Source organism: Vibrio rumoiensis 1S-45, from assembly GCF_000286955.2.
Lineage (GTDB): Bacteria > Pseudomonadota > Gammaproteobacteria > Enterobacterales > Vibrionaceae > Vibrio > Vibrio rumoiensis_A.
This window is the reverse complement of the sequence record NZ_AJYK02000003.1, coordinates 42,803-57,454: the sequence shown is the minus strand read 5'-3', so window position 1 is coordinate 57,454 and position 14,652 is coordinate 42,803. Positions and strand designations below refer to the sequence as shown.

The 14,652-nt window shown below is 43.2% G+C and carries 13 protein-coding genes and 1 pseudogene; 8 read left to right on the top strand and 6 right to left on the bottom strand.

All coding sequences use genetic code 11. The annotated features are described in order from the left end of the window. Window positions 1-156 precede the first annotated feature (156 nt). From A1QC_RS00790 to rraA, 5 genes and pseudogenes are all read left to right on the top strand, one after another. Entirely contained in the window at window positions 157-738 is a 582-nt protein-coding gene (locus A1QC_RS00790) for an SPOR domain-containing protein (protein WP_017025366.1), read from the top strand. Between the two features lie 210 nt (window positions 739-948). Then, a complete protein-coding gene (gene hslV, locus A1QC_RS00785; protein ID WP_017025365.1) occupies window positions 949-1,467 on the top strand; it encodes an ATP-dependent protease subunit HslV in 519 nt (172 codons plus the stop codon). 118 nt (window positions 1,468-1,585) lie between these two features. Then, window positions 1,586-2,922: pseudogene (gene hslU / locus A1QC_RS00780) on the top strand (HslU--HslV peptidase ATPase subunit). A 108-nt stretch (window positions 2,923-3,030) separates the two neighbouring features. Then, window positions 3,031-3,942, top strand: a complete 912-nt coding sequence (locus A1QC_RS00775; protein WP_017025364.1) for a 1,4-dihydroxy-2-naphthoate polyprenyltransferase — start codon at window positions 3,031-3,033, stop codon at window positions 3,940-3,942. 126 nt (window positions 3,943-4,068) lie between these two features. Further along, window positions 4,069-4,590 (top strand): ribonuclease E activity regulator RraA, encoded by a 522-nt coding sequence (gene rraA, locus A1QC_RS00770; protein WP_017025363.1) that lies wholly within the window; start codon window positions 4,069-4,071, stop codon window positions 4,588-4,590. Window positions 4,591-4,672: 82 nt separating this feature from the next. On the opposite strand, the gene zapB is transcribed toward rraA, so the two are convergent. Next, a complete protein-coding gene (gene zapB, locus A1QC_RS00765) occupies window positions 4,673-4,915 on the bottom strand; it encodes a cell division protein ZapB (RefSeq protein ID WP_017025362.1) in 243 nt (80 codons plus the stop codon). Between the two features lie 345 nt (window positions 4,916-5,260). Here zapB and glpX point away from each other — a divergent pair, with 345 nt between their 5' ends. Together glpX and A1QC_RS00755 are read left to right on the top strand one after the other, a co-directional pair. Continuing rightward, window positions 5,261-6,268, top strand: coding sequence for a class II fructose-bisphosphatase (gene glpX / locus A1QC_RS00760; RefSeq protein WP_017025360.1), 1,008 nt, complete (start codon window positions 5,261-5,263; stop codon window positions 6,266-6,268). Between the two features lie 226 nt (window positions 6,269-6,494). Next, complete coding sequence (locus tag A1QC_RS00755; RefSeq protein ID WP_017025359.1) at window positions 6,495-7,811, top strand: MATE family efflux transporter; 1,317 nt, start codon at window positions 6,495-6,497, stop codon at window positions 7,809-7,811. A gap of 94 nt (window positions 7,812-7,905) precedes the next feature. Here the strand turns inward: A1QC_RS00755 and A1QC_RS00750 are convergent, their stop codons facing one another. Together A1QC_RS00750 and A1QC_RS00745 are read right to left on the bottom strand one after the other, a co-directional pair. Continuing rightward, window positions 7,906-8,325, bottom strand: a complete 420-nt coding sequence (locus A1QC_RS00750) for a DUF805 domain-containing protein (protein WP_017025358.1) — start codon at window positions 8,323-8,325, stop codon at window positions 7,906-7,908. A gap of 34 nt (window positions 8,326-8,359) precedes the next feature. Then, window positions 8,360-8,710: a 5-carboxymethyl-2-hydroxymuconate Delta-isomerase gene (locus A1QC_RS00745; protein ID WP_017025357.1), complete on the bottom strand. Its 351-nt coding sequence runs from the start codon at window positions 8,708-8,710 to the stop codon at window positions 8,360-8,362. A gap of 244 nt (window positions 8,711-8,954) precedes the next feature. Here A1QC_RS00745 and tpiA point away from each other — a divergent pair, with 244 nt between their 5' ends. Then, entirely contained in the window at window positions 8,955-9,728 is a 774-nt protein-coding gene (gene tpiA / locus A1QC_RS00740; protein ID WP_017025356.1) for a triose-phosphate isomerase, read from the top strand. A gap of 134 nt (window positions 9,729-9,862) precedes the next feature. Here tpiA and pfkA read toward each other — a convergent pair whose 3' ends face one another. From pfkA to uvrD, 3 genes are all read right to left on the bottom strand, one after another. Then, entirely contained in the window at window positions 9,863-10,825 is a 963-nt protein-coding gene (pfkA, locus tag A1QC_RS00735; RefSeq protein ID WP_017025355.1) for a 6-phosphofructokinase, read from the bottom strand. A 307-nt stretch (window positions 10,826-11,132) separates the two neighbouring features. Further along, window positions 11,133-12,032 (bottom strand): CDF family cation-efflux transporter FieF, encoded by a 900-nt coding sequence (gene fieF, locus A1QC_RS00730; protein WP_017025354.1) that lies wholly within the window; start codon window positions 12,030-12,032, stop codon window positions 11,133-11,135. A 37-nt stretch (window positions 12,033-12,069) separates the two neighbouring features. Continuing rightward, complete coding sequence (uvrD, locus tag A1QC_RS00725) at window positions 12,070-14,244, bottom strand: DNA helicase II (protein ID WP_026025853.1); 2,175 nt, start codon at window positions 14,242-14,244, stop codon at window positions 12,070-12,072. Between the last annotated feature and the right edge of the window lie 408 nt (window positions 14,245-14,652).

Sequence of the window (14,652 nt, the reverse complement as noted above, 5' to 3'; positions counted from 1 at the left end):
CAACATGGCGGCCACGCCAAATCAACCAAGAATAGCCACAAGAATGCCGGAAAATTCGGCATATTTGTGGCTACCTTTCATTATTAGTCATGGTATTGCTCAAAATTCTGGATTAACATATGGCTCCTTTTTTATTCTATTGAGTTGTTACATACCGTGGCTAATCGAGATTACGTAAGAAAAAATCCAGCTCCTAACAAAAAAAATAACAATAGAAATCAAAGAAGGCCTGCGCCGAAAAAAAAACCTGCGCCACGTGCAATCCCTTGGAAAGCCGCCATCATCGCCGTGATCCTATTAGCCGGGCTGATTTCATTGTTATCAATGCTTAGTAATGATCCTGAACCAACAAAACCTGTTGTGAACACAGTTCCTGTTGCCGCTAAGCCAAAACCGAAAACCAACGACGCTCTACCTCCACCCCCTGAAGAAAAATGGGATTACATGGAGACGTTGCCAAAACGTGAGATCGAAGTACAAGCAAAAGAAGTTGTCGTACCTAAAATCCCATACATCATGCAATGTGGCGCATACAAAAGTGCCGCACAAGCAGAGCAACGCAAAGCGAATATCGCGTTTCAAGGTCTAAACAGTAAAGTTATTAAACTGGAAGGCAGCAGTTGGTATCGCGTGATTTTAGGGACTTATAAATTCAAGCGTGAAGCAGTAATCGATCAACACGTTTTACAGCGTGCAAAAATCGAGCCTTGCATCATCATGAAAGACACGCTGAAATAAATTAAACAATGGAAGTTAAAGATTAATATAAAAAAAGAGTCGGTTTTATCCGGCTCTTTTGGTTTTGCTTTCACCAAATTCCCTCTCTCCAATCATGTTTACCTCCTGTCAATTTTGTAAAGATAAAGTCACTTACCATTTATCACCCTTGAATTCATTTAGCACCAACCTCATATACTTTTAAACAGCACAATAAATAAGAGGTTTCTCGTGACTACCATTGTATCTGTACGCCGAAATAATAAAGTCGTCATCGCCGGTGACGGACAAGTCTCACTAGGCAACACCGTCATGAAAGGCAACGCAAAAAAAGTTCGCCGTTTGTATCACGATAAAGTCCTCGCAGGCTTTGCGGGTGGCACTGCCGACGCATTCACCTTGTTCGAGCGTTTTGAACGCAAACTGGAAATGCACCAAGGGCATCTAACCAAAGCCGCCGTTGAACTGGCAAAAGAATGGCGCAGTGATCGCGCATTAAGAAAATTAGAAGCTTTGCTGGCTGTCGCCGATGAAACCGCATCTTTAATCATTACCGGTAATGGCGATGTGGTTCAGCCTGAAAATGATCTTATTGCGATTGGCTCTGGTGGCAACTACGCTCAAGCAGCGGCTATCGCATTATTAGAAAACACGGATTTAGAAGCACGTGAGATTGCTGAAAAAGCATTGAATATCGCGGGTGATATTTGTGTCTTCACCAATCACCATCACACCATTGAAGAGCTATAACTCGATAGCGAATCATACCCAGCTTGGTCGCTCATGCATTCAGTCACTATGACACGGAGCATCCAGCTTTCACCTGAGCCAAAATGCTCAATCCCGATGTAGGTAGAAGGATAATTTTATGTCTGAAATGACACCTCGTGAAATCGTTCACGAACTCAATAAACATATTATTGGACAAGATAAAGCCAAACGCGCCGTGGCTATAGCCCTGCGTAATCGCTGGCGCCGTATGCAGCTAGATGAAGGTCTACGTGCTGAAGTCACGCCTAAAAATATTCTGATGATTGGCCCAACCGGTGTTGGTAAAACTGAAATTGCCCGCCGCCTAGCCAAACTGGCGAATGCCCCTTTCATTAAAGTTGAAGCAACCAAATTCACTGAAATTGGTTATGTGGGTAAAGAAGTAGAATCAATCATCCGTGATCTGACTGACGTGGCGATCAACTTAACCCATCAACAAGAGATGGAAAAAGTAAAATTCCGCGCTGAAGAGCAAGCAGAAGAGCGTATTCTTGATGCGTTATTACCACCCCTCGTGAAGGTTGGGGGCAAGATGATAAAGCACAAGAAGGCAGCTCAAATACTCGTCAAGTGTTCCGTAAAAAATTACGTGAAGGACAATTAGACGACAAAGAAATTGATATTGAAGTCGCTGCACCGCAAATGGGTGTTGAAATCATGGCACCTCCCGGCATGGAAGAAATGACCAACCAACTGCAAGGCATGTTCCAAAACCTAGCGGGCGACACCAAAAAAAGCCGTAAGATGAAAATCAAAGATGCCTTCAAAGCATTAACGGAAGAAGAAGCAGCAAAATTAGTCAACCAAGAAGATCTAAAAGAACAAGCCATTTTCAACGTAGAAAACAACGGCATTGTCTTTATCGATGAAATCGACAAGATCTGTAAACGCGCCGATCAAAATAGCGGTGGCGAAGTGTCTCGTGAAGGTGTTCAACGTGATTTGCTTCCATTGGTTGAAGGCAGTACCGTTTCGACTAAGCATGGTATGGTCCGTACTGATCACATTCTATTTGTCGCATCAGGCGCGTTCCAAGTCGCTCGTCCATCCGATTTAATTCCGGAATTACAAGGTCGCTTACCGATTCGAGTAGAACTTGAAGCATTAAGCAGCCATGATTTCGAGCGAATCTTAACCGAGCCAAACGCATCGCTTACCGAGCAATACCGCGCGTTAATGGCAACCGAGCAAGTAAATATTGATTTTACCAAAGACGGCATCACTCAAATTGCAGAGGCGGCTTGGCAAGTCAACGAAACCACTGAAAACATCGGTGCTCGACGTTTGCATACCGTTATGGAGCGTTTGATGGATGAAATTTCTTTCGATGCAACAGACAACCCAGGTATGACCGTGTCGATTGATGGTGATTACGTGAAAAAACGCCTAGGTGATTTTGTTGCCGACGAAGATTTAAGCCGCTTTATTTTATAATATTCACGGTTTAATCAAAGGAAAGCTCGCACGGTGCGGGCTTTTTCTTTTTGGGTATATATCAACAACTTGATATACTTGCTTTATTCACCTTAACTGTAAAACTATATGAAATCATCTTTTGCTATTTGGCTTGATGCCGCAAGACCGAAAACCCTCTTACTTGCTATTGCCGCGATTGCGACAGGTAGCAGCCTTGCCTATTCTGCTGGCCACTTCTCTTTTGCTATTTCATTTTTGGCCTTAATCACGGCAACACTTTTACAAATTTTATCTAACCTAGCTAACGATTATGGCGACGCAGTTCAAGGCACCGATAATGAAAATCGCATTGGTCCTATTCGTGGCTTGCAGCAAGGCGTTATCACTCAATCTGGCATGAAAAAAGCCATCATTGCCAATATTGCCTTAATCATCATTAGCGGCTTAGCTTTGGTATTTTACGCGCTCCAAAGCCCAACTAGCATCATGGCATTTATAGGGTTAGGCTTATTGTCGATTCTAAGCTCAATTGCTTACACTATGGGCAGCAAACCATACGGTTATGTTGGCCTAGGGGATATTTCCGTGTTCTTATTCTTCGGTTTACTGGCCGTTTTAGGGACTTACTTCTTACATACCGGAACGGTGAATTCTTCCTTACTTTTGCCAGCCATCGGTTCTGGGTTCTTTTCCATGGGCGTATTGAATATCAATAATATGCGTGACGTAGAGAACGATGCCATCAGTAATAAACGAACGGTTGTGGTTCGTATTGGCACCGAAAAAGCCAAATGCTACCACTTAACCTTATTGTCACTCGGCTGGCTGGCTTTCACAGGTTACCTCTTAGCGAATGTAACGCCAATCTGGCTAACATTATTCATGTTATTGCCGTTAGCATTAGTGATGAAACACGGAAAAACCATTTGGAAGATACAAAACTCAAAAGAATTTATTCCGATGATGCCAGAAATGGTGAAATGCGCATTTATATCAAATATCGTATTTGCTATCACATTGGTGTTAAGCAGTATTTAAAGCACAGCGGCACTGCTGCTTTTCGCAATCAGATCAAACTCTGGTTAGGAAAATGCGCTTTGTCATTGCAAAGCAATATTGACCCTATATACTCGTTAATCATCCCCCGCAAAGAGAAAAACCACTATGGAATATAATACCTCTGCATTGTGTGATATTTACCAAGACCAAGTTGATGTTGTTGAACCTATGTTCAGTAATTTTGGTGGGTTAAACTCATTCGCTGGCCAAGTTACGACAGTGAAATGCTATGAAGATAACGGCATTATTCGCTCCATTTTACAAGAAGATGGGACTGGGCGTGTATTATTGATTGACGGGGGTGGATCACTGCGCCGCGCATTAATCGATGCAGAAATTGCCGCCATAGCAGAAGATAACGACTGGGAAGGGATTGTGGTTTACGGTTGCGTTCGTGAAGTGGATGAACTTGAAGAAATGCAAATTGGTATTCAAGCCATTGCGTCTATTCCTGTAGGAGCGAACCAAGCCAATATTGGTGATATTGATGTACCAGTAAACTTTGGCGGTGTGACTTTTCTTCCAGAAGATTTCTTATATGCCGACAGCACTGGTGTGATCTTATCTCAAGAGCCTCTAGACATTGATCTTGAACTCAATGACGAAGAAGTTGAAATCGACGATTAATCGATCCTTTAACTTAAACGGTACACATAAAAAAACAGAGCCAAATAGCTCTGTTTTTTTGTATTCACTGAACAAGTCAACCTTATTCAACGTCATCCATTTTACCAAGTAGGTTACGGATACGCTCTTGCCACGCTTGTTGCTCTTCACGCAATGTTTGCGTTTGTTGTTCAAGCTCAACACGGCCTTCTTTTAGCTCGCTAGCTTCAACAACAAGTTGCTCGTTCTTCTCTTTAAGTTCTTCAACTTCCATTTGTAACAATGCAATGGTATCAACTGCAGTTTGGATTTTTACTTCTAGCTGTTCTAATACTTCGAAAGACATCTCGGCTACCTGTTTAATGATCATGATGAATGGTAGCCGGATGTTATTAACAATGACGCAGCTACCACAAGCGTTACACACATTCTACTCAGCTTACTTTCAAGCGCCACACTCTTATTCAATTATTTATGTTCACATGCTCAAAAAAACAACAAACCTTACCAAATTATGACATTTACCCGCTCATTTTAAGCGATTTCATACTCAAAGCTTGGTGCAATCTGGCTTTCTCTATGCGTTTAAAATCCTTTCCCCTCTTTTAACTTCAAAAAAGCAAACGTTACCGTTGTGGCTGTGATAAAATCTGCCGCACAAATTTTTCCCTTTGTTTTGTTTGGAGTCCGTATGAAACGCGATTTAGCATTAGCATTTTCTCGAGTCACAGAAGGTGCTGCCCTTGCCGGATATAAATGGTTAGGCCGTGGTGATAAAAATGCCGCCGATGGCGCTGCAGTTGCGGTAATGCGCACCCTACTGAATGACACAGAAATCAGCGGTGAAATTGTCATTGGTGAAGGTGAGATCGATGAAGCACCAATGCTGTATATCGGTGAAAAAGTCGGCTTAGGTGGCGACGAAGTCGATATCGCCGTTGACCCAATCGAAGGCACCCGCATGACGGCAATGGGTCAATCGAATGCGCTTGCTGTTCTTGCGGCAGGCGAAAAAGGCAGCTTCCTAAAAGCACCTGACATGTACATGGAAAAATTAGTGGTTGGCCCTGGCGCGAAAGGTTGTATCGATCTTTCTATAACGCTAGAAGAGAATATCCACAACATCGCAAAAGCATTAGGCAAGGCTTTAACGGAATTAACCGTGATTACTCTAGCCAAACCTCGCCACGATGAAATGATCGCTAAAATGCAAAGCATGGGCGTTCGTGTATTTGCCGTGCCAGATGGCGATGTTGCAGCGTCCATTCTTACTTGTATGCCAGACAGCGAAGTCGACATGATGTACTGCATCGGCGGCGCACCAGAAGGCGTTGTTTCAGCAGCGGTTATTCGTGCGTTAGATGGCGACATGCAAGGTCGTTTGTTGCCTCGTCACGAAGTGAAAGGCGATACCGAAGAAAACCGCACTCACGGTGAACTCGAGCTGCAACGTTGTGCTGAAATGGGCGTAAAAGCCAATGTCATTCTAAAAATGGATGATATGGCGCGTAGCGACAATGTCGTTTTTGCAGCAACCGGCATTACTAAAGGCGATTTGCTTGAAGGTATTACCCGCAACGGCAATATTGCAACAACGGAAACCTTAGTTATCCGTGGAAAGAGCCGCACCATTCGTCGCATTAAGTCGATTCACTATTTAGAACGTAAAGACGACGAAGTAAAACAACATATTTTATAAGCTAGCGAACGCTTAGAGTGACACCACAAAACGCAGCTTTCGAGCTGCGTTTTTTCTTTTGCCACCTTTATACCCAAGTAAATTCAAGATGGATGAAGTATAGACGCCCTCTATCCAAACTTAAGGTTAACTAAATTGAAACCCACACATGGTCGATATTTTAGTACAATAAACATTCATGCTATTTACCTCACCCTCTAACCAAAAGCCTCCGCCTGTGAATTCAATGATTACGCCATCTCCAGCTCGTCAACTGTTTAGCCAAACATGGCCAATGTTGTTTGGCGTATTGTCTTTAATGAGTTTTCAATTGGTCGACAGTGCCTTCATCGGGCAACTTGGCGTATTACCGCTGGCTGCGCAAGGCTTTACTCAACCGATACAAATGGTGATCATTGGCTTACAAGTTGGGCTTGGCATTGCCACTACGGCTGTTATTTCAAGAGCATTAGGGGAAAATAAAATACGATACGCTCAACAACTAGGTGGCCTCGTTGTGATGATTGGCGCGGTGGGAATTGCGTTTTTTTCAGTGATTATTTATGGCTTAAGAAATCCAATTTTAGATTTATTAGGCGCACCTGACACCATTCATCCGATTATTCAAAGCTATTGGGTTTATTGGTTACTTAGTACATGGTGTGGCGCTCTTTTGTATTTTTTGTACAGCCTATGTCGCGCCAATGGCAATACCATGTTACCCGGCATAATGATGATGGTGACCAGCCTTTTAAATATCGCGCTCGATCCTATTTTCATCTTTACCTTTAATATGGGGATCAATGGCGCAGCAATGGCGACTTTAATTTCCTTTTCTATAGGCATTGTCGTAGTCGCACCCACTGTTTTTCGTAAACATTGGATGTCCTTTGATTGGCATGATTTAAGTGTTCCTAAAAGTATCGCTTCACTCACCTCAATCATGGGGCCTGCCATGATCAGCCAGTTACTTCCACCCGTATCATCAATGCTGGCGACCAAATTGCTCGCCAGCTTTGGTACGACTGCGGTGGCCGCTTGGGCAATTGGTTCACGTTATGAATTTTTTGCCATCGTGGCGGTTTTAGCTCTGACTATGTCAATGCCGCCTATGGTAGGGCGATTGCTAGGGGCAAAGCAATTTGATCAAATAGAGAAACTCATCAGCATTGCGATTCGCTTTATTTTGATCTTCCAGTTCGCCATTGCGCTACTCACTTTCTTCGGAGCCAGTTTCTTATCCAATTTAATGACCAGCGATAAAGACGTCACCGCTATTTTGCATTGGCACTTAACATTAGTGCCGATCAGTTTAGGGACATTAGGAATATGCATGCTCATGGTGTCGCTTTCAAACGCCATTGGCCAATCTTATTACGCGTTATTGATTTCGGCATTACGCCTATTTATTTTCTTCTTGCCATGCTTATGGTTAGGGGCAAAGCTGGGTGGCATTAAAGGGTTATTTATCGGTGCATTGATAGGCAATATTTTGGCAGGCTTAAATGCTTGGTGGATCTTTAAGAAAAATTTCACTCGATTAACTCAAAAATCCACCGGTTAAATCTTATCGTTTTAGGTGAGCGGCTCGACTGGCTTTTCTATGATGAAAGACCTAAGCCGCTCATGAATCTTAATCAACTAAAAGTAACCGCGGGTTATTGCGGTTCAGAACCGTATTGATTATGACCCGATGTTCCTTTCATAAAACCACACTCAATCAACATCCAAATTCCGCAAGCCAAAGCAATTAAGCTGACTGCAATCTGCATCGTGGTCGGTTCAGCCATTGCCGCTTCGGGTGCATATAATCGCCCAGCAATGAGAGGAATATGCATCAATAACCACCCATTAGATTTATTACGATCATGCCAACGCTTTGCAGTGACCGCTAAATCTGGGATTAATAAACCTGCGGTAATAATCAATAAAATATAATTTGCGCTATTCCCTAAGCCACTTTGACTTAAAAAAACGCCTAACCCTAAAATCACAGCATAATAAAAAAGATTCCACATCCAGAAACGTTGGCGACCAATCCGTCCCTCAAAAGAGAATAACCACTGCTTTATTGTCATTATCTTGCCTTATACCCTGTTAAAATTGCTATTGTTAAAAATTGGTCACTTTTTGGAAACACCCGCGATCCATATCTCGAATGTTCACCGTTAAACTGGCGACAAAGTCCGCCTTTGCTTGTAATGCTGCCATCAAAGATTCCGATAATGCTTTCTTTTGATCATCGGTTCGACCATCCAAGAGTTCGAGTGTCACATGAATAAAATCCACGCTATCGTCTAAATCACCAATCATCCAGTGGTGCGTTCTCAATGTTCTAGACTTCACATCACGAATACCAAATAGCTCACTTTGAATCGTGACTTGATGCAAATCTTCCAATAATGCTTGTACGTTGACGCGCTCTTCAATCGAATTTGAATATTCCATCACGACATTTGGCATGGTAGCTTCCTTTTTTATAAAATGATTAACTAGCAAAATTATCGGTAAATATAACTCAGTTTCACTGGATTCCTAGCACTGCGCCCTATTTTTGCCTACAAAATCACGATGAAAAAAACGAGAATATCAGCTAACGTAATTGATGTACTTTGAGATGATGAGAATCATGATCTCATCACATTATTCTGTTATATTCCTTGATAGATAAAATATTTCGATACTTAAATTAAATGGAGAACATCCTATGCGTCATCCTGTAGTTATGGGTAACTGGAAACTAAACGGCAGCAAAGAAATGGTTGTTGATTTGCTAACTGGTCTAAATGCTGAACTTGAAGGCGTAACTGGCGTCGACGTTGCAGTAGCGCCACCGGCACTATTCATCGATCTAGCAGAGCAAACTCTAACGGATGCTGGCAGCGCTATCATTCTTGGCGCTCAAAACACTGACCTAAACAACAGTGGTGCATTCACCGGTGACATGTCTCCTGCCATGCTAAAAGAATTCGGTGCAACTCACATCATCATCGGTCACTCTGAGCGTCGTGAATACCACAATGAATCAGACGAGTTTGTGGCTAAGAAATTCGCATTCCTAAAAGAAAATGGCCTAACGCCTGTTCTTTGTATCGGTGAATCAGAAGCACAAAACGAAGCTGGCGAAACTGTAGCAGTTTGTGCTCGTCAAATCGACGCAGTGATCAACCTTCTAGGTGTTGAAGCACTTGAAGGTGCTATCATCGCTTACGAACCAATCTGGGCTATCGGTACCGGTAAAGCAGCAACAGCTGACGATGCACAACGCACTCACGCACAAATCCGCGCTCACATTGCTGAGAAAAGCGAAGCGGTTGCGAAAAATGTTGTGATCCAATACGGCGGTTCTGTTAAACCAGAAAACGCAGCAGCTTACTTCGCACAACCAGACATCGACGGTGCTCTAGTTGGTGGTGCAGCACTTGACGCGAAAAGCTTTGCCGCTATCGCTAAAGCAGCAGCTGAAGCAAAAGCTAAATAAGCTCGCTCGACAAAATAATAAAGGCTGACCATGTGTCAGTCTTTTTTTGTCTCGCTTTTCATTTATTTAGGAATAAAAAAACCGCTGATGATCATCAACGGTCTTCATTTCAAATAGCGTTAAGTCTTCTAAAGTTAGAACAACTCTTCTGCCATTTTGTACAAATCTTTACGTACTGCACGCTTCATGTTTTCAATCGCGTCAATGATGTCGTGGTGAACCAGTTCTTCTTTTTGAATGCCTACACAGCGTCCGCCATGACCATCCATTAATAAATGAACAGCGTAGTTCCCCATGCGAGAAGCTAAAACACGGTCAAATGCCGTTGGTCGACCACCACGTTGAATATGCCCTAAAACGGTCGCACGGGTTTCACGTCCAGTTGCCTCTTCGATATCTTTCGCAAGATCATCCGCATCCATTTGTAACTCAGTTAATGCGATAATTGCGTGCTTCTTACCTTTTTCAATACCGGCTTGAATGCTTTCAATTAAAGCCGCTTTATCTAGATTATTTTCAGGGGTAATAATGTATTCACAACCACCTGCAATTGCCGACATAAGCGTTAAATCACCACAGTGGCGACCCATGATCTCAACAATCGAAATACGTTGGTGAGAAGACGAGGTATCACGCAAACGGTCAATCGCATCAATAACGGTATTCAATGCTGTCATGTAACCAATGGTGTAATCCGTTCCAGCGATATCGTTATCAATAGTGCCAGGAAGACCGATACATGGAAAACCCATTTCAGTCAGTTTCTTGGCACCCATGTACGAACCATCACCACCGATCACAACGAGTGCTTCAATGCCGTGTTTCTTTAAGTTTGCAATTCCCTTCTCACGTACTGCAACGTCTTTAAACTCTGGGAAACGAGCTGAACCTAGGAAAGTACCGCCACGGTTGATCACGTCAGAAACACTCGAACGCTCAAGGAGTTCAATACGATCTTCAACTAAGCCTAAGTAACCATCGTGGATACCATAAACTTCGATATCTTGACTAAGTGCCGTACGGACGACGCCACGAATCGCTGCGTTCATACCCGGTGCATCACCACCACTTGTTAAAACACCAATCTTCTTAACCATGCTCACCCTCTAAAAATTTTTAAAAAACGAAACTCGACACTTCAATGATCTAATGGCTATGATTTATTTTTCTAGCCTCTACTGAGTCGATCACTGAACTAAAATCTTCCACACAACGATGAGTCGTGAAATACCATGACTCAATTAACACTGAATGCAATATACAAGCTTGAGATGAAAGAATGTTGATTCACATCACTTTCACCTGACTTTTTATCTTTGCCCATAAGATAGACAATTGTGTGTTATTTGTCTCTAGTATAATTGAGCCAAGTCACATAATTTTACGCTATCTCGCGCTGTGTCGCTAATTTAATGGGTGATATTTTGCCGCAGGAACCACTGAAATTGGGTCTTGATGAATAATGACATCTGAATGTGGGAATAATGCGTCTAATTTATCTTCAACTTCATCTGAAATTCGGTGAGCTTCTACTAATGGTAAATTATCATCCAACTCAATGTGCACTTGAATAAACCTCACCGGTCCCGACATCCGGGTACGCAAATCATGAGCACCAAGTACCCCTTCAATCGACAGACAAGCCGAATGAATCGCTTCGACCTCTTCTTCTGGAAGCTGACGATCAAGCAGTGATTGCACCGCTTCGTTGGCCATTTGGTAAGCGCTGTACAAAATATAAATACCAATACCAACCGCAAACACAGCATCAGCTTGCTTTAAACCATACCAACTTAAAACCAAGGCAATCATGATCGCAATATTCATGAATAAATCAGTTTGATAATGTAAGGAATCGGCGGCTATCGCTTGGCTACCTGTTTTTCGTACCACATGCTTTTGAAAAACCACCAAGCCGGATGTGAGTAAAATAGCAAAACCACTCACCCATACACCCAGTTCTGGTGAAACCAATTCTTGTGGTCGGAAAAAACGATCAACGCCATTTAGCACAAGAAAACACGCAGAGCCCGAGATAAACATCGCCTGAGCAAGCGCCGCTAACGATTCTGCTTTGCCGTGACCAAATTGGTGCTCTTTATCCGCGGGTTGAAGGGCATAACGTACGACCAATAAATTGGTTAATGAAGCCGCCATATCCAACAAGGAATCCACAAGTGAGGCGAGCAAGCTAACCGAGTTGGTTTGCCACCACGCCATTAATTTCACCAATAACAAGATGGTCGCAATGATCATTGCCGCCCATGCAGCCGAATTCACTAATTTGGCGTAACTTTTTTCCATTATGGATTGACCCTTCATATCCTGAACGTAAAGTAATTTATAGTCGCTCTAGTTTAGCAAATTCCGTTACTAACCATTTGATCCCTTCGCCATTGAAAGCAACTTGCACGCGACTTTGCTGACCACTGCCTTCAAAGTTTATAATAGTCCCTTCTCCGAATTTAGGGTGTTTAACTCGCTGACCTAACGCATACCCCGTACTGTTGAAGGTTTCTTTTACAGCGCTGGATCCAAAACGTCCCGAGGTTGCTGGGCGGCTCACTTGCGCTTTCATTCTGACTTCTTCAACACAACTTTCTGGGATTTCGCGAATAAAACGTGATGGTTTATGGTTTTTATCTTGCCCGTACACTCGGCGCATTTCAGCATAGGTGATGTAGAGTTTTTCCATCGCTCGAGTCATGCCAACATAACAAAGACGGCGTTCTTCTTCTAAACGCACCGCATCTTCTGCCGACATTTGATTGGGGAACATGCCTTCTTCAACGCCCACCATGAATACCAGTGGGAATTCCAAACCTTTGGCACTGTGCAGCGTCATTAATTGCACCGCATCGGTAAATTCATCCGCTTGACCTTCACCAGCTTCTAAGGCGGCATGGGATAAAAATGCCGACAACATGCTCATGTCATCTGCTTCTTCTGGCTTTTCAAATTGACGAGCCGCGGTTACCAGCTCTTCTAAGTTCTCAATACGAGCCTTGGATTTTTCACCTTTTTCTTGTTCGTACATGGTGAACAAACCTGAAGATTTAATCGCATGATCGAACTGTTCATGCAGCGCTAAATCATAAGTGTCATCTTCCAGCGCGGTGATTAATTCCATAAAGCGGCTGAATGCCATCGCCGCACGATTCGGCAGTACTTTCTCTTCGATCAATTGCGCCCCCGCTTGCCATAAGGTAATGCCACGATCGCGCGCTGTCATACGAATGGTTTCAAGGGTTTTATCGCCGAGACCGCGAGTGGGAGTATTCACCACACGCTCAAACGCCGCATCATCATTACGATTATTCATTAAGCGTAAATAGCTAAGGGCGTCTTTGATTTCTTGGCGTTCGAAGAAACGTTGCCCACCATAAATCCGATACGGCAGACGAGCTTGGATTAGCGCTTCTTCTAATACACGTGATTGGGCGTTATTACGATACAGCATGGCACAACTGGTCAGCGGGGTGCCTTTTTCATGCCATTCTTTGATTTTATTAACAGAGAAACGCGCTTCGTCTAAATCGTTATAGGCAGAGTAAAGGGAAATCTTTTCGCCTTCATTACCATCTGTCCATAAATCTTTACCCATGCGCTCAGTATTATTGCTGATCAACTCATTGGCAGCGTTAAGAATATTCTTAGTGGAACGATAGTTTTGCTCCAAGCGAATGGTGCGAGCACCAACAAATTCACGTAAGAACTTTTGAATATTTTCAATTTGTGCGCCACGCCAACCGTAGATGGACTGATCATCATCCCCAACAATCATGACTCGTGCATCGGGGCCTGCCATCATGCGCAGCCAAGCATATTGAATGTTGTTGGTATCTTGGAATTCATCCACCAAAATGTGCTTAAAGCGCGCTTGGTAATGTTCTCGAATGTGCACTTTATCGCGCAGTAATTCGTGGCAGCGCAGTAGGATTTCTGCAAAATCGACTAAGCCGGCGCGATCACACGCCTCTTGATAGGCTTGGTAGATTTGCAAATAGGTTTTAGCAACCGGATCGTGATAGGTATCAATGTGACTAGGCCGCAGACCTTCATCTTTTTTGCCGTTGATCCACCAGCTTGCTTGTTTGGCGGGCCACTGCTTTTCATCCAAGTTTTGCGCTTTAATTAAACGGCGCAGTAAACGTAATTGATCTTCAGAATCTAAAATCTGGAAATCTTCGGGCAGTTTGGCATCCATGTAATGAGCGCGAAGAATGCGATGACAAATCCCATGAAAGGTACCATTCCACATGCCCGATGAAACGCCCATCATTAACTCTTCAATTCGACCACGCATTTCAGCGGCGGCTTTATTGGTGAAGGTTACCGACATAATAGAAAACGGTGAGGCTTGCTCAACCGATAATAACCAAGCAATTCGATGGACCAATACGCGAGTTTTACCACTGCCAGCCCCCGCAAGTACAAGCAAATTCTCAAGCGGTGCCGCGACAGCTTCGCGTTGTCGGTCGTTCAGACCATCAAGTAATAAAGAAGGATCCATCATCATTTCACTGGTTATTTATACATGGGCGTCAGTATATACCCAAGTAACTTCAAGATGCGAGTTTCAGCGAGAATAAAACCCGTTTTAGGCAAGGAAAATTGAAGGCAATTATACTCGTTATTTCTAGTCAATTTAACCTAGGGGTAACGCTTGTTTTACTCCCCCTTCGATAGCTTCATCCCAACGTTTATAGATCGGGAGATTAACTGGAAAGGTCGTATTAAACTCAGGTCGTTAAGGTTGATGTCAATAGGTCATGTAAATGTCAGAATGGGGTGCGTATTCTACGCTTATCATTAATTTATAAAATAAAACCATGCCCAAACAATGAATCATATTCTTCATAGTTTTATATGCGTAATTATATTCACTCGCGTTACTTTCAAGCACCCGTTTAATATCCCATAG

Coding starts and splice junctions, on each gene's coding strand:
- pfkA (WP_017025355.1), bottom strand. CDS start 10,825: ATGGTTAAGAAGATTGGTGTTTTAACAAGTGGTGGTGATGCACCGGGT.
- A1QC_RS00750 (WP_017025358.1), bottom strand. CDS start 8,325: ATGACAATAAAGCAGTGGTTATTCTCTTTTGAGGGACGGATTGGTCGC.
- A1QC_RS00755 (WP_017025359.1), top strand. CDS start 6,495: ATGATTACGCCATCTCCAGCTCGTCAACTGTTTAGCCAAACATGGCCA.
- fieF (WP_017025354.1), bottom strand. CDS start 12,032: ATGGAAAAAAGTTACGCCAAATTAGTGAATTCGGCTGCATGGGCGGCA.
- A1QC_RS00745 (WP_017025357.1), bottom strand. CDS start 8,710: ATGCCAAATGTCGTGATGGAATATTCAAATTCGATTGAAGAGCGCGTC.
- glpX (WP_017025360.1), top strand. CDS start 5,261: ATGAAACGCGATTTAGCATTAGCATTTTCTCGAGTCACAGAAGGTGCT.
- A1QC_RS00775 (WP_017025364.1), top strand. CDS start 3,031: ATGAAATCATCTTTTGCTATTTGGCTTGATGCCGCAAGACCGAAAACC.
- rraA (WP_017025363.1), top strand. CDS start 4,069: ATGGAATATAATACCTCTGCATTGTGTGATATTTACCAAGACCAAGTT.
- uvrD (WP_026025853.1), bottom strand. CDS start 14,244: ATGATGGATCCTTCTTTATTACTTGATGGTCTGAACGACCGACAACGC.
- tpiA (WP_017025356.1), top strand. CDS start 8,955: ATGCGTCATCCTGTAGTTATGGGTAACTGGAAACTAAACGGCAGCAAA.
- zapB (WP_017025362.1), bottom strand. CDS start 4,915: ATGTCTTTCGAAGTATTAGAACAGCTAGAAGTAAAAATCCAAACTGCA.